A 16,162-nucleotide genomic window follows, 5' to 3' on the forward strand; every position below is an offset into this window, starting at 1 on the left:
GACGCGGCCGTGGCGGCCGCATCCCGATGCCGGAGAGTTCAGGCTTTCTTGATGCCCTGGAAGGTCCGCGAATAAGGCGGCTGCTTCAGATAGGTTTCCGGGTCGTATTTCCAGAACTGGGAGACGTTCGGGTAGGTCTGGATCGGCACGTTCCAGAATTTGCCGTCGGCGCGCTTCACCACCTTGCGGATGTAGACGTCATAAATCGGGTTGCCATAGGCATCGAACTTCACGGTCTTGCCGAGCGGCGAGTCAACCAGTTCGGTCGTCAGCACGGAATCGATGAAGGCGTCGCGGTCCTCGACCTTGCCGCCGATCTTCTTCACTGCGGCGTCGATCCACATCATGCCCGAATACATCGAAAAGCCGTACAGCGAGGGAATCTTGCCGTATTTCGCTTCATAATCCTTGACGAATTTCGCCGTCACCGGATTGTCCGAACCTTCGGCGAAATGGGCCGGCGAGATGATGCCTTCGCATTCCTCGCCGAGCGTGCGGATCACCGACTGGTCGGTGCCGTTCATCGCCATCAGAAGCGGCGTCTTCTTCAGACCGAAGCTGGCATATTGCTGGATAAGACGGGTCGAATCCGCACCGGTTTCCATGGCGAAGATCGCATCGACCTTGAGGTCCGCGAGCTGGCCGAGATAAGGGCTGAAGTCCGCGGTGTTGAGCGGATGCCAGAATTGCTGGACAATCTCGCCGCCGCCTTCGGTCAATACCTGGGCAAGACCGCCGCACTGCTCGTGGCCGAAGGTGTAGTCCTGGCTGATGGTGGCGATCCGCTTGTAGCCCTGCTTCAGCGCCCAGTCGCCGAGCGGATGGGTGAATTCGCTGGCGGTGTAGCCAGCGACGCGGATCACGTTCCTGATGCGGGCGCGCTGTGTCAGATCGTCGGCGGCGATGATCGGAATGAAATACGGCGTGCCGGTGCCCTTGACGTAGTTGGCAACCGCGAGCCCGGTATTGGCGAGCAGATCCCCGATCAGCATATGGCAATTGCTCTGCTCGACCAGCCGGCGCGCTTTCTGCAACGCGGTGTCGGGATTCGAGGCGTCGTCCTCGATCACCAGTTCGACCTTGCGGCCGGCGATTTGGCTGTTCACCTGTTCAAGGTAGAATTGCACGCCTTCGACCATTTCCTTGCCGCCCGACGCCACCACGCCGGTGAGCGGCGCCAGCAGACCGATCTTGATCGGAGCGTCCTGCGCATGGGCGCCGCGCCAGGAGCCGGCACCGGTGACGGCCAGCGCCGCCGTGGTGGTTTTCAGGAATTGTCTGCGGTTCATCGCGATATCCTTTCGTGAAAGCATTCGATTAACGCGTTTTGCGCATCAGGATGGCATTCAGCTTGCCGATGATGCCTTCGGGAGCGAAGATCATGATCACAATGAAAGTGACGCCAAGCACCATTTGCCAGCGCTCGGTATAGGTGCTGACGACGTTCTCCAGCGCGATGATCGCGGCCGCGCCGACGAAGGCGCCGAACAGCGTGCCGACGCCGCCGGCAACCATCATCAGGACGCCCTCGACCGACTGCGCCAGCGCCACCGTCGATGGACTGACGAAATTGTTGAACATCGCATACAGCGCGCCGGCGATGCCGGCGAAGAAGCCCGATGCGGTGAAGCCGATGAACAAATGCAGCGGCACATTGTAACCGAGGCTGCGCATCCGGCTTTCGCTGTCGCGGATGCCGCGCAGCGTCAGTCCGAAGGGCGAACGCACGAAGCGCCACACCGCAAAGGTGACGATGGCGGTCCCCGCCAATACCGTCCAATAGAACGAATTGTTGTTCAGTAGCGCCGCTGGCCGGACATCGCCGCGGATGCCGTTCTCGCCGCCGGTGATCTGGGTCCAGCGCAGGCAGATGCCCCAGACGATCATGCCAAGCGCCAAGGTCAGCAGCAGGAAATAGCTGCCGGAGGTGCGCACCGCGAGCAGACCGAAGATCATCGCCACCAAGGTCGCGGCCAGCACGCCGGCGGCAAAGGCCGCCGCCGGCGGCAACCCGGCCTGCGCCGTCGCATAGACGACCACATAGGTGGAGACGCCGAAGATCGCGCCGTGGCCGAGCGAGGTGCGGCCGGCGAACCCGGCGAGGATATCGATCGACATCGCGAGAATGCCGAAGATCAGGACTTCGGTGGCGAGCCCGACCTGATAGCTCGACAGTACCAGCGGCAACGAAGCCGCAGCGGCGACGACAATAATGGCGATCAGCGCCGCGCGACCGGTCATGCCGGCAAAGCTCTTCGACGCTGATGCGGCTGGCGCTGTCATCATGCAGGCCGCCCGAACAGGCCGAGCGGACGAAACGCCAGCAACACGGCCATCGGACCGAAGATGACGAAGTAAGCCAGTTCGGGGAACATCACCTGGCCGATCGTGTTGAGCATGCCGACCAGCAGACTGCCGATGCCGACGCCGACCAGACTGCCGCGTCCGCCGATGATAACGACGGCGAGGCTGAACACCAGGATCTCGGCGTCGGCGGACGGATACAGCGAGAGAAAGGCACCTCCCATCAATCCGCCAAGGCCGGCCAGGGCCGAGCCGAGCAGGAACGTCACCAGGAACACGCGCTGGATATTGACCCCGGAGGCTTCCACCATCTCGGCGTCGTCGACGCCGGCGCGGATCAATGCCCCCAACCGGGTGTGATTGAGCAACAGCCAGAGCACCGCGAACACGACCACGCCGGTGAGCAGCACGAACAGGCGATAGGTCGGATAGAACACGCCGAACACGCGCAAGCCGCCGCGCAGCATCTGCGGGATCGGCACCGTGAAGCTGTCGCCGCCCCAGATCACCAGCGCCAGATCGTCGAGCACGAAGGCAAAGCCGAGCGTCAGCAACACCTGTCGCAGATCGTGGCCGCGGACAAAGCGCAGCAGGCCCTGGTCGAGCACGAAACCGATCGCGGCGATGGCAACCATCGCGCCAAGGCCGCCAAGCGCGAAGCTGCCGGTCCTGGCCGCGACGGTGAAACCGATATAGCCGCCGAACAGATACAGCGCGCCGTGAGCCAGATTGACGATGCGCAACAACCCGAAGATCAACGTAAAGCCGCTCGCCACCACAAACAGAAGCGCGGCAAAGGTCAGTCCGTTGAGGAGTTGAAAGACGCTCATCCCTGATGTGTGCCTACGGCGCTTTGGGCCCCACGGAAAGGTACCAGTCGAGGATCTGCTCTCCGGTCATGAACGCCACGTCCGGCCTCTTCCGGATCGTCTCGAAGATACGGCGGAAATATTTCAGGCGGTGCGGCGCCCCCATGATGTAGGGATGCACAACCAATGCCATGATCCGGGCGGATTCCGCCGCATCCTCGTAAATCTGCTCGAACTGGTCGATGGCGCGGTCATAATATTCCGACGCCTTGTGATGCTGGATCAGCATCATCGCGACGTCGTTGCACTCCTGCGTATAGGGCACGTTGATGATCGGTTTCGTGGCCGTCTTCAGCCAGACCGGCTGGTCGTCCAACACCCAGTCGGCGACATATTCATATCCCTCCTCGATGAGCAGATCCGGCGTCTCCCAGGTCTCGGTCAGGCCGGGGCCGAGCCAGCCGCGCGGCCGCTTGCCGGTCGCGGCGGCGATGACATCCGCGGTCTTGCGAATGTCTTCCCGCTCGTTCTCCACCTTCTGCATGTTGCGCTGGGTAAAGCCGTGGCCCATGAATTCCCAGTTCCGCGCCTTTGCCGCGTCCACGATCGGCGGATAGGCCTCCAGTGCCGAGCCGTTGATGGCGAGCACACCGGGCACCTTGAAATCGTCGAACACCTTGAGCATGCGCCAGAAGCCGACCCGGTTGCCGTATTCGTGCCAGGCCCAGTTCGGGATATCCGGGCTTGGCGAACCGCCGGCCGGCGGCGTCAGCACGGTGCGCGGCATCGTCTGCTTGGCGTCCCACTCCTCGACATTGACAATGACCCAGACCGCCATGCGCGCGCCGTTCGGCAGTTTCAGGGGCGGGCGGGAAGCGATCGGCGAATAGGCGATGCGTTCGGTTGGCAGCATGGTCATGCCTCGGCTTGAACGATGGTGATGGTGAGCGACGGCAGCCCGTCGATGCGGGCGACGATCAGATCGCCCGGCGCGACAGCCCCGACCCCGGCCGGGGTACCGGTATAGATCAGGTCGCCGGCGCCGAGCGTGACCTGCTTCGACAATTGCGCGATCACTTCGGGCACGCTCCAGATCATCTGGCCGATGTCGCCGCGCTGGCGTTCCACGCCATTGACCGACAACGTGATGGTGCTGTCCTTGAAATGCCGCGCATCGCGCGCCGGCGCGATGGTGCCGCACGGCGCCGAGGCATCGAAACTCTTGCCGACTTCCCACGGCAGGCGCATGTCGCGCGCGTCGCGCTGGCGGTCGCGCCGGGTCAGGTCGATGCCGACCGCATAGCCCCAGATGTGATCGCGCGCTTCGTCCACGGCGATGTCGCGCCCGCCGCGGCCGATCGCGATCACCAGTTCGACCTCGAACTGAAAATCGGCCGTGAGCGGCGGATAAGGCACCGGCGTGCCATCGGGGACGACGGCGTCGCGCGGCTTCTGGAAGAAGAAGGGCGGATCGCGTTCGTCGGCTTCCTTCATTTCGCGGATATGATCGACATAGTTGCGGCCGACGCAATAGACGCGGCGGACCGGGAATACACCGCCGCCCGAGACCGGCACTTCGGTCACGGGGACCGCCGGCAGCACGCGCTGAGCCATCACCCTCACGTCCTTGCCCTCACGTCTTCGATCCCGGCTGCGCGGCGGTCTGCCCGTTATACCATTCGAGAATCTGCTCGCCGTTCCAATGCACGACTCCCTCGAACCGGTTGACGTAATCGTAGATCGCCTTGAGATATTTGATCCGGAACGGCTGGCCGCTGATATAGGGATGGATCGCCAGCGACAGTATCTTCGGACGCTCCCTGCTCTCCTCGTACAGCGTATCGAAACTGTCGATGGTGCGCTTGAGCATGTGATCGCTGCCGTGGTGCTGCACCATCATCATCGGGATATCGTTCAATTCCACGGTGTAGGGCAGCGTCACCAGCGGCCCCTTGGCGGTGCGGATCACCGTCGGCTCGTCGTCATAGACCCAGTCGCCGATATATTTGACGCCGGCTTCGGCGAGATATTCCGGCGTATCGAGCGTCTGCGTCAGGCCGGGCCCGAGCCAGCCGACCGGCCGCTTGCCGGTGAATTTTTCGATCACCTGCATCGAACGCGCGATCATCGCCTTCTGATCCGGCTCCTTGTGGATCGGCCCCTGTTCATAGGCGTGGCCCATGAATTCCCAGCCGGCGTCGGCGGCCTGCTGCGCCACGCGCGGATAATCCTCGCAGACCCGAGCGTTGATCGAGAGCGTCGGCGCGATTCCGAGTTTCCTGTACAGATCGAAGAACCGCCATACGCCGACGCGCATGCCGTATTCATGCCAGCTCCAGTTCGGCACATCCGGCAGCAGCGGAATTCCGGTCGGCGCCGGGATCACCTGCCGCGCCATCGGCTTGCCGATGTCCCAGACTTCGAGATTGACGATGGTCCAGATCACGATGCGGGCGCCGCCCGGCAGTTTCAGCGCCGGGCGATCGACGATGGCGGAATAGTCAGCGCGGTCGCGCGGCAGCATGGGGCCGGTCATGGCGGAGTCCTCTGGATCGGCTGGGAAACGAAGCGGTCATGCGGCGTCGGTCCGCCGCGCGGCCAGCCCGTCAAGCGCCATCACCGCGTCGGTATCCATCACGAAGCCGAAGGCCGTCTTGATGCAGAGCAGGCCAGCGGCGTGCAGTTCGGGGCCGTCCATGCTGTCGACGCAGTCCTCGACCACGATCACCGCGTAATCGCGGACATTGGCCGCGGTCGTGGTCGCGAGCACGCATGAATTGGTGTTGACGCCGGTGATCAGCAGCGTGTTGACGCCGTGCGAACGCAGCACGAAATCGAGATCGGTGCCGAGAAAGCAGTCGTAGCGCTTCTTGGTGCTGACGACGAAGTCGCGCGGATCGAGCAGTTGCGGCATCACGGTGCAGCCGGGACCGCCGATGATGTTGTGGCGCATCACGTTCTTGCGGGTGGCCGCCGGATTCTCGGCGCGGGTCCGCCAGAACGGATTGGCGCGGATTTCCTCGGCGTCGCGATAGGCTGTCAATTGGTGGATGACCGGAATATCGACGCTGCGGCACCAGTCGAACAGCCGCTTGTTGGCGGCGATGACGCGGGTTGCGACATCGGGCGCGGTCGGCATGGTGGCCACCGCCATGTCGAGATGGCCGCGATGCAGATCGATCGCCACCACGGCCGCCTTTGGACGATCAATACCGAGATTCATGGCGCGCCTCTTATTCATGCAAGGGAATTAAAGGAGATCTTGAGCAGGGTCCGCCGCTCGACGCCGGAACGCCGGCGAGCCGAACGGCCGGCTCCAAAGTCCGGTGGGTGGTCAGCGGCGATCCATTCGATGGCACGGTCGCTCGCCCCGGCACCGATGCCGCTGGAATTCGCTGCCATGGGACCGCCCGCCACCTTCACCGTCGTTGGAGTGGACCCATGTTTGCCGAACCACCGGGTGAGTCAATAAAAATTACATACACTTCCCCGAATGCATATCATTTCCGCGCCATGATGATCTTTTGTGCAGTAAAAATTATATTGTCTGTTGATGGATTTATGACGCTTCCCATGATGGGATGGCTGAAGCACTTTAAAAAGTGTATTCACTTGTTGGCAGGTACATGACAACCATGACGGAACGGTCGGAGCAAGGCGTTCTGGAATCGGCCGGCGGATCGCGCGCCGGCAACCGCGCGCTATCGGTCACGGACCATATCCGGGAAGCCATTCTGGGCGGCATGGTCGGCGCCGGCGAACGGCTGAACGAAGTCAGGCTGAGCCGGACCTTGGCGGTGTCGCGCACGCCGGTGCGCGCCGCGCTGCAGGCGCTGGCCGGCGAAGGACTATTGGATTACGCGCCTAACCGCGGTTTCAGCGTCCGCGAGTTTCCGCTCGACGCCATCGTCGACGCCTATGACATCCGGGCTTCGCTGGAGGGGCTGGCCGCCCGCTTCGCCGCCGAGCGCGGCCTCAGTCCGGATGAGAAAGCGGTGGTTGAGCGCAGCCTCGCCGACGGCGACAAATTGCTGGAACGCGGCGCCTTCGAAGCCGGCGACCGCACGATCTATCGCGGCATCAATGGTGACTTCCACGACACCCTGCTCGCGGCCGCGCGCAATCGCATGCTCAGCGAAATGATACGGATGTGCCACCATGTGCCGGTGTCATCGAGCCGCAACATCGTCGCCTTCAACCATCGCGACGTCCGCCGCCGCCACGACGATCACCATCGCATCTACGACGCCATCATGGCCCGCGAGCCGTGGCGGGCGGAGATGCTGATGCGCGAGCACGTCTCGGGCGTAAAGGCCTCGCTGGTCAAATCCCTGACCGAAGGTCGCGATCAGGAACCGTTCGAATAGTTGCGGCGGCCTGCGGGATACCGGGCATCAGTGGGTGTCAAAAACCTTCTGATAGGCGGCCACCGCCGTCCGGATGGCGGAAAGCTCGGCTGAAGTCGGCTCGTCGGGATTCCCGGCCGGCGGCAGGCTGCCGAACTTCAACAGGCAGGCCATCAGCAGCAGGCGGGCTTTGGTCGCCGTCAGATTCGAGCCCGCGATGAAATAATCATCGGGATCGGCGAAACCTTCCGGGTTGCCGCGTCCGACGCGCACCACTGGCAGGCCGCAGTGAATCGCCTTGCGCAAGGCCGCCTGCCGGACCGACGACGTCATCTTTCCATAGGGCGTGGTGCCTTCGATGACGAACCCGGCAAGACGGTTCGTCTCGAGCTTTCGCGCCAGCAGCGCGTCCAGGTCGGCGGTGACGGCGGGATCGTCGAAATATTCCTCGGCATAGAAGCCGCCATCCTTGACGATCGCCACCGAGGGAATGGCGCTTTCCAAGAGATCGCCATTGTCCTCGCGGATTTTCATGTCGCTTCGCTTGATCACGCCGCCCGATTTGAAAACCACCGGCACGGACGACGGAATCTTCGAGAGGTTCACGTCCGACAGATAGGTATGTTTCAGCGCCGGGACATAATGCAGCACGGCCGCGCCGTGATAGCCCATGCCGCCAAGAATGCCGCCATGCCCGCCGGTCGCGACATATCCGCCCGGCCGGGCGTCGACTTTCATCACCTCGCGCGCGGCAAAGAAGCGCTGCTCCTGCAGCACGATGACGCCGGCGCGGTTGCGGCCCTGTTCATCCGCCCAGACCCTCGAAGCAATGTATTCGACGGAATCGGTGATGTTCTTGGGGCCGTCATTGCTGAGCTCGCCCTGCGGGCGCTGCGCGGCGTTGCCGCAGATCGGAATGGTGGTGTCGATCAGGAGATTGAACCAGTAGGCCACCTCCTCGATCTGCGGGCTGCCCTGGGTATAGACGGCGCCGTCATATTTGTTGCTGTCGAAGATCCGGCGCGCCGCGTTGGTGAGCCGCGCCAGCGCCGGCCGCGGCGGCGCTTCGCCGAGATGGTAGGGCCGGTAGGCAAAGAAGTCCTTGCTGCGGGTTTCCGGCGGAATGTCGCCCTCGCCGATATCGGTGCGCTGCGATGCCGGCAAGCCCTTGGTGTAACCCGCGGGCGGCAGCACGCGATAAAAGTCGACGTCGGCGAAGGACGAAATCAGATTGGCCACGCCGGCGGAGCCGATACCCAGCCGGTCGATCTCCTCGAAGCTGCGCGATCCGTCGGGATAAAAGGACTGGCGGGCCTGCGAGGCCGGAGCGCCCGGCTCGGTGCATTCGCCGTCCCACGCCCCGCCATCGGACTTCCGGGCCATGTAGGGCAAAGGATAGACGCCGTCCTCGGGCAGGATTTCGATCTCGAACACCGGCTTGTCCTGCGGGCTGGTGCGCTCCTTGTGGAATGCGCCCTTGGCGTCCAGATAGCCGTCAGGCGGGCCATAGAGTTCGGCGGCGTCGGCCTCAAGCGGATGGGCCGAAAAACATTCCACATAGACCGTCGCCGGCGCGGCCAGACGCTGGGCCCGCAGCGCATCGAAACGCAGATCGCTGCCGTCGCCGTTCTTGCGTAACGGCAGACCATATTTTCGGCGCGCCTTGTTCGATGTCACCAGCGGCGGCGAATTCTGGACGGTCGCCGTCGGTCCCGCCAGATGAGCGATCCTGGGTCTGTCTGCCATTTTCTTATTCCTGTTCGCTGCGGGCCTGGAGCTTCGGTTTTGATGGAGTCAAAACCGGAGCTCCAGTTGCGGATCGATCGTTTTACGCGGCCGCCTGCCTCTTGTTGGCGGCAACGGCGAGGAAGCCGACCACTTCGCTGGTGGTCATGACATCGGCAAACAGCGTCACCATGTTGTTGAGCGTGGCGTTGTGCTCGGCATCGGTCAGCGCTGCATTACCGTCGGCGACGAAGATGATCTTGTAGTTCATCTGCATGGCGTCGCGCGCGGTCGATTCACAGCACACATTGGTCGCGGTGCCCGTGATGATCAGGGTGTCGATCCCGCGCGCTTGCAAAATCTCGTGCAGCTTCGACGAACCCGGAACGAACGCGCCGAAGCGGGTCTTGTCGACGATCAGGTCGGTCGGCTGCACGTCGAGTTCGGGCCACAGCTCGAAACCGTGGCAGTCCTTGCTGAAGGTCTCGACCATCGCCTTGCGGCGTTGCGGCGAGGCGAAATCGCTGAACCAGCTCGACCAGTTCACCTGGGTCTCTTCGTCGATCAGGTAGCGGATGAACACATTGATGCCGCCGGCGGCGCGGACCGCCTCGCAGATCTTGTTGACGTTCGGGACGATCTCGCGCGCGACCGGCAGTTCCACCGTCGCGCCCGGCTCCATGAAGCCGTTTTGCAGGTCGACGATGACATGAGCGGTTCGCGACGGATCGATATTGCCGAACATGTGCAGCCCGTCGCGGAAACCCGGAATGCGGGCCAGTATCTCAGGGGACATCTCGATCTTATGCATGGCGACCTCCTGTGTTGTGCGCTCAATGCGCCGCTGGTTATGCCGGCAACGGCCGGCGTCGCAGATTCGGAGCGGGCTTTCGCCACTCCGAATCTCTCCCTACCCGGCGGCGACGTAGCCGCCGAGCTCCTGTGTCTCCCCCAAGGCTTCGGGGGATACCTCTCCCGTGATCGTGCCCTTCTCGATCAGCAGGACCCGGTCGGAAAGACGCCGGATGAAGTCGAGATTCTGCTCGACCACGATGATGGCGAGCCCCTGATGGCGGTGCAGGCCGATCAGGATCTCCAGAATTTCCTCCACGATCGAGGGCTGGATTCCCTCCGTCGGCTCATCCAGCAGCAGCAATTTGGGACGCCCGCACAGGCAGCGCGCCAGCGCGAGAATCTGCTGCTCGCCGCCGGACAGCGCGCCGCCGAGGCGATCGATGATCGAATCCAGACGCGGAAACCGCGCCAGCACGTCCTTGACGGCGGCGTCCTCGGAGTGGATGCCATCCTCGATGAATCCCATCCGCAGGTTCTCGTAGGCGGTCAGGTTCGGAAAGATGGCACGTCCCTGCGGAACATAGCCGAGGCCGGCCCGTGCCCGGCGAAACGACGAGGTGTTGCTGATATCCGTATCCCCGAAACGGATCTTGCCGCTGGTGACCGGGACCTGCCCGATCAGCGTCTTGAGCAGCGTGGTCTTGCCCATGCCGTTGTGCCCGAGCACGCCCACGACCTCGTGTTCGGCCACCGTGAAATCGATCCCGGAAAGCACGGGAATGCGGCCATAACCGGCGTACACGTCCTCGACTTCCAGCATCAGGCCGCCACCTTCTTGCCGAGATAAACGTCCCGAACCGCCTCGCTGCTGAAGACCTCGTCGACATCGCCTTCCATCAGGATCGTGCCCTGGTTGAACACGGTGATGCGCCGGGCGATGGTGCGGATGAACGACATGTCGTGCTCGACCACGATCAGCGGATGCTCGCGGTTGATCTCGCGGATCAGTTCCGCGGTCTGGCCCCGTTCCTCCTCGGTCATTCCGGCCGCGGGCTCGTCCAGCAAAATCAGGTTCGGCTCGCCGCACAGCACCAGCCCCAGTTCGACGCGCTGGCGCTGACCATGCGCCAACTGCCCCGTCAGGCTGTTGGCGACGCGGCCGAGCATCAGCCGCTCGATCTGCGCTTCGACGGCCTGCGTGATCGCCTTGCCTTCCTTGTGGCGCGCCGCGGCGATCCATAGATTGTCGCGCACCGACAAGCCGTTGAAGACGCTCGGCACCTGGGTCTTGATGCCGATGCCCAACCGCGCGATTTCATGCGCCTGCAACGCGGTGATGTCGGTGCCGCGAAACAGCACCGAGCCGCTGGTCGGCTTGATCTGGCCGGTCAGGAGCTTGAAGAACGTGCTCTTGCCGGCGCCGTTGGGACCGATCAGGCAGCGAAGCTCGCCTTCCGCGAGCGCGAAGTCGACGCCGCGGATCGCCTGCACCCCGCCGAAATGCTTGACCAGTCCGCGCGTTTCGATCAGGGGCGGCGTCATGCCTTACTCTCTCCTGCGACATTGCGCGGCGAGGCCGCCGGCCGGCGCAACGACACAAACCATGGCACCAGCCGCTCGGTCACCATCGGCGCTACGCCCTTGGGGACCAGCAGCACGAAGACCAGAAGGATGCCGCCGAGCACGACGTTGGCGTTGACGGTCTGCTGGGTGCCGATCTGGACGGTGAGCCAGGAGATCGCCACCGCCCCGATCACCGGACCGAGCAGCGTCCCTGCCCCGCCGACCATCAGCCAGATGATGATCTGGGCCGACTGCACCACGCTGAACGCGGTCGGGCTGACGAAATTTCCCCAGGCGGTGAACAGGCATCCGGCGAGGCCGGCGATCGCGCCGCCAATGGAAAACGCGATGAGCTTGTGCAGGCGCGAGTCGTAGCCCAGGAATTCGACACGCTGCTCGTTCTCGCGCACGGCGACCAGCACGCGGCCGAAGCGCGTCCTTAGCAAGATATGCAATCCGAAATAGACGATCAGCAGCAACGCCATGCAGAGAACGAACATGCCGGCCGGCTCAAGCGTGTTGTCCGGCTGAAACGGAATATTGAGCGACGGCACGTTCGGCATGCCGTTGAAGCCGCCAAGCAGGGCTTCGCCGATGTGATATTGCGGTCCAGCCGTCGAGTTCACCACGTTGTAGAAGATCAGCGTGACCGTCAGCGTGATGACGCCGACATAGACGTCGCTGATGCGCGCGTAGAACATGAAATAGCCGAGCGCGGCGGCCAGCACAGCGGGCAGCGCGATCGCGATCAGAAACGGCAGCGTGCTGTCGCCCATATTGATGACGCTCACCGCATAACCGTAAGCGCCCAGGCCGAAGAAGACGGAATGGCCGAAGCAGAGAATGCCGCCATAGCCCCAGATGAAAGCCAGGCTGAGCGCCAGGATGGCGTAGATCACGTACAGCGTGACCTGCAACAGGGTGTAAAGGTCGAGCACGAGCGGCAGACCGATCAGCAGCGCTATTCCGGCGATCGCGACCGCGACGAGGGCGGCATTCTCGCGCAGAAACCTCGTCATAGACTGCCCCGGAAATAGCGGCCGGTGATGCCCTGCGGCAGCAGCCGGATCAGGATGATCGCGGCGGCCAGCAGCGCCACTTCGCCATAGACCGGATTGCTGGCGAATGTCGCCAGTTGGTTGATGACGCCGAACAGCGTCGACGCCGAGATGGTTCCGACCAGCGCCGCCGGCCCGCCGCCGATGACGGTGATGAAGGCGCGGCCGATATAGGAGCCGCCGATATTGGGAAATACGCCGGAAACCGGCGCCAGGATGCCGCCCGCCAGGCCCGCCAGCGCCGCGCCGAACGCAAATGTCACGGCGTAGATTCGTGAAGTATCGACCCCGAGCGCCGCGGCCATTTCCGCGTTCTGCATCGTTCCTCTCGCCAGCAGGCCGAGACGGGAGGTCCGCAACACCAGATAGACGCCAGCGATGGTCACGATCGACATCGCGATCACGAACAGGCTGTAACCGCTCGCCTGGTAGGAGCCGATGGTGATGCCGCCGATCGGTGTTGGAACGCCTTCGGTGATATCGCCGAACACCATGGTCAGGATGCCGACGACGAACAGGCTGAGGCCCCAGGTCGCCAGCATGGTTTCGACCATCCGCCCGTAAAGGCGGCGAATGATCACGCGTTCGATGATGGCGCCGATCGCGGCGACCACGACCGGCGGGACAATCAGAATGGCGATCCAGATGTTGACGTGATGATGCACGGCAACCGCGGCGCTGTAGCTGCCCATCACCATGAATTCCCCGTGGGCCAGGTTGATGATCCGCATCATGCCGAACACGATCGCGAGGCCGATGCTGATCAGCGCCAGCGTCGCCACGGCATAGATGAAGTCGATCCCGACAACGACTGCTAGATCCAAGTTGGGCTTTCTCCGCAATGGATAAGGATGCGCCGTATCAGCGGCAAAGCGCGATCAATTTCCTCTCGAGTTTACTTCAACCGGGTTGAAGCAAACTCTGTTGTTACGCTCTGGGCATGATCTTCGCGCAAACGCGTTCCGCGTTTGTCACGAGGGAAAGCCGGTTTCCACTTTGGGCCAACGCGGCCCTCCGGGTCCGGATCATGCTTTAGTTCACCTTGATGATATACTGCTTGGCCTCACGCGGGTTCTTCTTCAGGTCGCACACCGCCGCGGTGTCGGCGGGCTTGCGCTGCGGGAACGTCTCGATCAGAACCGGCTGCTTGTCCTGCATCCTGGCGAGATGAACGTCGAAGGTACAGTGATGGGTCTGGGGGTCGAGCGTCACCGCACCGCTCGGCGCGTCGATGGTGATTCCGCTCTCGAGCGCCTCGATCACCTTCTCGCGATCGATCCCGCCGGCTTTCTTGACTCCGGCGGCCCAAAGCAACATGCCCTGATAGCTCGCCATCGTCAGATCGGAGATCGGCGGATAATCCGCGCCGTATTTGGCGTGAAAGCGCTTGAGAAAGTCCTTGTTGGTCGGGTTGTCGAGCGTTTGTAGATAATTATAGGCCACCACGACGCCGTTGCTTTCTTCCGGCGTCAGCACGAGCTGCTCGTTGGCGCCCGAGAACGTCGTCGACGCGATCGGGATTTTTCCGGACAGACCGGCCGCGTTGAACTGCCGGTAGAACGAGATCGGTCCGCCACCGACCAGGATCGTCATGATCCAGTCAGGCTTGGCCGCCTGGATCTTGGAGATCGTGCTGCCGAAATTGGTCGCATCGAGCGGGAAGAACTCGGTGCCGAGCACCTCGCCGCCGCCGTCCTTGACGTATTTCTTGACCCAGTCCGAGGTGATCTGGCCGTAATTATAGTCCGCCGCCAGCGTGTAGACCTTCTTGCCCCAGGTCTTCAGGCCGTATTCGGCGAGGATCTGGGTATTGTGCGCGGGCGTCAAGCCATCGATGAAGATGTTGCGGTCGCAGACGCCGCCTTCATAGGGCATGTCGTAGAAATACAATGTCTTGTACTTGTCGAGGACGGGCCGGATCACTTCGCGCGAGGCGGAGGTGATTCCGCCATGCACCACCGCGACCTTGTTCTTGAGCGCGGCCTCCTGCGCATATTGCGCATAGAGCTGCATGTTGGTTTGGGTGTCGAAGCTGACGACCTTGACCTCGCGGCCGAGAAGCCCGCCGGCGTCGTTCATTTCGCTGACGGCGAAATTGAGCACGTCATACATCGGCTTGCCCGACGCTTCGAGACCGCCGGAGAGATCGTACATGCTGCCGACGAGGATCGGATCGCCGGCCGCCGCGGCGCGCCGCACCAGCGCGGGCGCAAACACCGTTGCGGCAGCTCCGCTCTTCAACAACGTTCTGCGGCTTATACCCCTGATCATCCTGTTCCCCTTTGTTATCGTCTTCCGATCGCCAGCCGAGCCCCTCCAGAGGCTCGTCTCGCCGCCGCGCCAATCTCGCCCACCGGAACATGATATGTTCCGAATCCCAAGTTTCGACGATAACGCGGTAGCTGGCCCTTACGCTTGTCTCGAACTGCCAAAGTATAGGTTGTGGTTGCCAATCGAACTTCCGCTACCAGCTCCGCTGGCGATATCGACCGCCGATCAACCCGTCAGGAACCGCGCCCGGATTCACGATCGATTGAAGCCGGTTCAGCGGCGCACCAGCGTGTGCGGGGCATGGCCGAATGTCTTCTTGAATACCCGGCTGAAGTGAGAAAGATCGGTGAAGCCGAAACTGAGCGCGGCATCGGTGACGTGCCTGATGCGTCCTTCGGCCAATGCCTTGTAGCTTGCGGAAAGGCGCTGCTGCCAAAGCCAGCGAATGGGCGTGGTGCCTTCGGCGGAAAACAGCCGGTGCAGCGTACGCGGCGCCAGGTTCTGGGCCGCGGCGATGCTTTCGATGGTCATTTCCGCATCGTCCAGATGGGCTATCACATAGCGCTTCACCCGCGCCAGCCGTGCATGGTGCCTGCCCTCGCCCTCCGTATCTTCCGAGAATTCCGCTTCGAGCGTCGTTGCCAGAATGTCGAGCGCGGACGCCCCGACCCGGTTGGCGACATCTTCATCGAGCGAGGTTTCGAACTCGACCAGTTGACGGACGACGGTCGCGGTCAGCGCCCCGAGTTTCGAGGCGGACGCGATGCGGCGCGCGGTAAAGCGCTCCACTTCGGGCAGGCGGGAAACCAGCAGCGGACGCGGGATGGTGACGATGATCTGGCGCGTATCGCCGCCGAACTCCATCGTGAACGGCCGCGCCTGATCGTAAATGACCATGTCGCCGTCCATCAGGCGCGTCGTCCGTCCGTTCTGCGCGAAACCGACATCGCCGCAATAGACCAGAAGCAGCATGAAGTAATCGCGGGGGTCGCCGCGAATTTCGCTGCCGCCACGCAGCACCTCAATCCGGTTTTCGGAAGCAAAGGACGCGAGTTGGCTGACGGTGAGCGCACCGAACGACCGCGCCGAGATATGCCCCCTGAACGGACCCTGCCTGGTCCGCCGATAATCCGTGATCGAATAGTTATGGCATGTGGCGTGATGCCACTGCTCAAAGCACTGGCTGGCCCCGACGATATTCTGGGCACCCAACATCAAAACTCTCCGATCGAGGTCATCGGTCTCGGATATTCCGATATCCAAGCAAGGGACGTGCCATCCGATAATACCG

At 62.9% G+C, this 16,162-nt stretch carries 17 protein-coding genes; 2 read left to right on the forward strand and 15 right to left on the reverse strand.

What is annotated here, in order from left to right; genetic code table 11:
• Positions 1-38 precede the first annotated feature (38 nt).
• Genes HB630_RS06580 through HB630_RS06610 form a run of 7 tightly spaced genes read right to left on the reverse strand, consistent with a single transcriptional unit; the run spans position 39 to position 6,336 of the window.
• The gene (locus tag HB630_RS06580) at positions 39-1,289 is read right to left on the reverse strand and encodes an ABC transporter substrate-binding protein (RefSeq protein WP_213771013.1); all 1,251 of its coding nucleotides are present in this window, start codon (positions 1,287-1,289) and stop codon (positions 39-41) included.
• Positions 1,290-1,317: 28 nt separating this feature from the next.
• On the reverse strand, positions 1,318-2,286 hold the full coding sequence (locus HB630_RS06585) for a branched-chain amino acid ABC transporter permease (RefSeq protein ID WP_213771014.1): 969 nt from the start codon (positions 2,284-2,286) through the stop codon (positions 1,318-1,320).
• A complete protein-coding gene (locus HB630_RS06590; protein WP_213771017.1) occupies positions 2,283-3,134 on the reverse strand; it encodes a branched-chain amino acid ABC transporter permease in 852 nt (283 codons plus the stop codon). Before HB630_RS06590 ends, HB630_RS06585 begins: the two co-directional genes overlap by 4 nt.
• Positions 3,135-3,147: 13 nt before the next feature.
• Positions 3,148-4,026: a polysaccharide deacetylase family protein gene (locus HB630_RS06595; protein WP_213771020.1), complete on the reverse strand. Its 879-nt coding sequence runs from the start codon at positions 4,024-4,026 to the stop codon at positions 3,148-3,150.
• A gap of 2 nt (positions 4,027-4,028) precedes the next feature.
• Positions 4,029-4,730 (reverse strand): fumarylacetoacetate hydrolase family protein, encoded by a 702-nt coding sequence (locus tag HB630_RS06600; protein WP_346656044.1) that lies wholly within the window; start codon positions 4,728-4,730, stop codon positions 4,029-4,031.
• 16 nt (positions 4,731-4,746) lie between these two features.
• Positions 4,747-5,649, reverse strand: coding sequence for a polysaccharide deacetylase family protein (locus HB630_RS06605; protein ID WP_249780708.1), 903 nt, complete (start codon positions 5,647-5,649; stop codon positions 4,747-4,749).
• Positions 5,650-5,685: 36 nt separating this feature from the next.
• Positions 5,686-6,336 carry a cysteine hydrolase gene (locus HB630_RS06610; RefSeq protein ID WP_213771022.1) on the reverse strand — a complete coding sequence of 217 codons (651 nt, stop codon included), beginning with the start codon at positions 6,334-6,336 and terminating at the stop codon, positions 5,686-5,688.
• Positions 6,337-6,554: 218 nt separating this feature from the next.
• Here HB630_RS06610 and HB630_RS06615 point away from each other — a divergent pair, with 218 nt between their 5' ends.
• Together HB630_RS06615 and HB630_RS06620 are read left to right on the forward strand one after the other, a co-directional pair.
• Positions 6,555-6,743, forward strand: coding sequence for a hypothetical protein (locus tag HB630_RS06615; RefSeq protein WP_213771024.1), 189 nt, complete (start codon positions 6,555-6,557; stop codon positions 6,741-6,743).
• A complete protein-coding gene (locus HB630_RS06620; protein ID WP_213771026.1) occupies positions 6,740-7,480 on the forward strand; it encodes a GntR family transcriptional regulator in 741 nt (246 codons plus the stop codon). Before HB630_RS06615 ends, HB630_RS06620 begins: the two co-directional genes overlap by 4 nt.
• A 27-nt stretch (positions 7,481-7,507) precedes the next feature.
• On the opposite strand, the gene HB630_RS06625 is transcribed toward HB630_RS06620, so the two are convergent.
• From HB630_RS06625 to HB630_RS06660, 8 genes are all read right to left on the reverse strand, one after another.
• Positions 7,508-9,205, reverse strand: coding sequence for an asparaginase domain-containing protein (locus HB630_RS06625; RefSeq protein ID WP_213771028.1), 1,698 nt, complete (start codon positions 9,203-9,205; stop codon positions 7,508-7,510).
• A gap of 82 nt (positions 9,206-9,287) precedes the next feature.
• Positions 9,288-9,995, reverse strand: coding sequence for an isochorismatase family cysteine hydrolase (locus tag HB630_RS06630; RefSeq protein WP_213771030.1), 708 nt, complete (start codon positions 9,993-9,995; stop codon positions 9,288-9,290).
• A gap of 99 nt (positions 9,996-10,094) precedes the next feature.
• The gene (locus tag HB630_RS06635) at positions 10,095-10,799 is read right to left on the reverse strand and encodes an ABC transporter ATP-binding protein (RefSeq protein ID WP_213771032.1); all 705 of its coding nucleotides are present in this window, start codon (positions 10,797-10,799) and stop codon (positions 10,095-10,097) included.
• Entirely contained in the window at positions 10,799-11,521 is a 723-nt protein-coding gene (locus HB630_RS06640) for an ATP-binding cassette domain-containing protein (protein WP_213771034.1), read from the reverse strand. Before HB630_RS06640 ends, HB630_RS06635 begins: the two co-directional genes overlap by 1 nt.
• Entirely contained in the window at positions 11,518-12,561 is a 1,044-nt protein-coding gene (locus tag HB630_RS06645; protein ID WP_213771036.1) for a branched-chain amino acid ABC transporter permease, read from the reverse strand. Before HB630_RS06645 ends, HB630_RS06640 begins: the two co-directional genes overlap by 4 nt.
• A complete protein-coding gene (locus HB630_RS06650) occupies positions 12,558-13,424 on the reverse strand; it encodes a branched-chain amino acid ABC transporter permease (RefSeq protein WP_213771037.1) in 867 nt (288 codons plus the stop codon). Before HB630_RS06650 ends, HB630_RS06645 begins: the two co-directional genes overlap by 4 nt.
• A 208-nt stretch (positions 13,425-13,632) precedes the next feature.
• Positions 13,633-14,871, reverse strand: coding sequence for an ABC transporter substrate-binding protein (locus HB630_RS06655; RefSeq protein WP_213771039.1), 1,239 nt, complete (start codon positions 14,869-14,871; stop codon positions 13,633-13,635).
• 273 nt (positions 14,872-15,144) lie between these two features.
• Positions 15,145-16,086, reverse strand: a complete 942-nt coding sequence (locus HB630_RS06660) for a helix-turn-helix domain-containing protein (protein WP_213771041.1) — start codon at positions 16,084-16,086, stop codon at positions 15,145-15,147.
• Positions 16,087-16,162 lie beyond the last annotated feature (76 nt).

The sequence above is a fragment of the Bradyrhizobium sp. dw_78 genome (assembly GCF_018449525.1).
Classification (GTDB): domain Bacteria; phylum Pseudomonadota; class Alphaproteobacteria; order Rhizobiales; family Xanthobacteraceae; genus Bradyrhizobium.

Excerpts from the sequence above, each read along its gene's own strand:
- HB630_RS06625 (WP_213771028.1), bottom strand. The coding sequence starts at position 9,205 with ATGGCAGACAGACCCAGGATCGCTCATCTGGCGGGACCGACGGCGACC.
- HB630_RS06605 (WP_249780708.1), bottom strand. The coding sequence starts at position 5,649 with ATGACCGGCCCCATGCTGCCGCGCGACCGCGCTGACTATTCCGCCATC.
- HB630_RS06660 (WP_213771041.1), bottom strand. The coding sequence starts at position 16,086 with ATGTTGGGTGCCCAGAATATCGTCGGGGCCAGCCAGTGCTTTGAGCAG.
- HB630_RS06595 (WP_213771020.1), bottom strand. The coding sequence starts at position 4,026 with ATGCTGCCAACCGAACGCATCGCCTATTCGCCGATCGCTTCCCGCCCG.
- HB630_RS06645 (WP_213771036.1), bottom strand. The coding sequence starts at position 12,561 with ATGACGAGGTTTCTGCGCGAGAATGCCGCCCTCGTCGCGGTCGCGATC.
- HB630_RS06610 (WP_213771022.1), bottom strand. The coding sequence starts at position 6,336 with ATGAATCTCGGTATTGATCGTCCAAAGGCGGCCGTGGTGGCGATCGAT.
- HB630_RS06580 (WP_213771013.1), bottom strand. The coding sequence starts at position 1,289 with ATGAACCGCAGACAATTCCTGAAAACCACCACGGCGGCGCTGGCCGTC.
- HB630_RS06620 (WP_213771026.1), top strand. The coding sequence starts at position 6,740 with ATGACAACCATGACGGAACGGTCGGAGCAAGGCGTTCTGGAATCGGCC.
- HB630_RS06640 (WP_213771034.1), bottom strand. The coding sequence starts at position 11,521 with ATGACGCCGCCCCTGATCGAAACGCGCGGACTGGTCAAGCATTTCGGC.
- HB630_RS06615 (WP_213771024.1), top strand. The coding sequence starts at position 6,555 with ATGTTTGCCGAACCACCGGGTGAGTCAATAAAAATTACATACACTTCC.
- HB630_RS06590 (WP_213771017.1), bottom strand. The coding sequence starts at position 3,134 with ATGAGCGTCTTTCAACTCCTCAACGGACTGACCTTTGCCGCGCTTCTG.
- HB630_RS06585 (WP_213771014.1), bottom strand. The coding sequence starts at position 2,286 with ATGATGACAGCGCCAGCCGCATCAGCGTCGAAGAGCTTTGCCGGCATG.
- HB630_RS06630 (WP_213771030.1), bottom strand. The coding sequence starts at position 9,995 with ATGCATAAGATCGAGATGTCCCCTGAGATACTGGCCCGCATTCCGGGT.
- HB630_RS06635 (WP_213771032.1), bottom strand. The coding sequence starts at position 10,799 with ATGCTGGAAGTCGAGGACGTGTACGCCGGTTATGGCCGCATTCCCGTG.
- HB630_RS06655 (WP_213771039.1), bottom strand. The coding sequence starts at position 14,871 with ATGATCAGGGGTATAAGCCGCAGAACGTTGTTGAAGAGCGGAGCTGCC.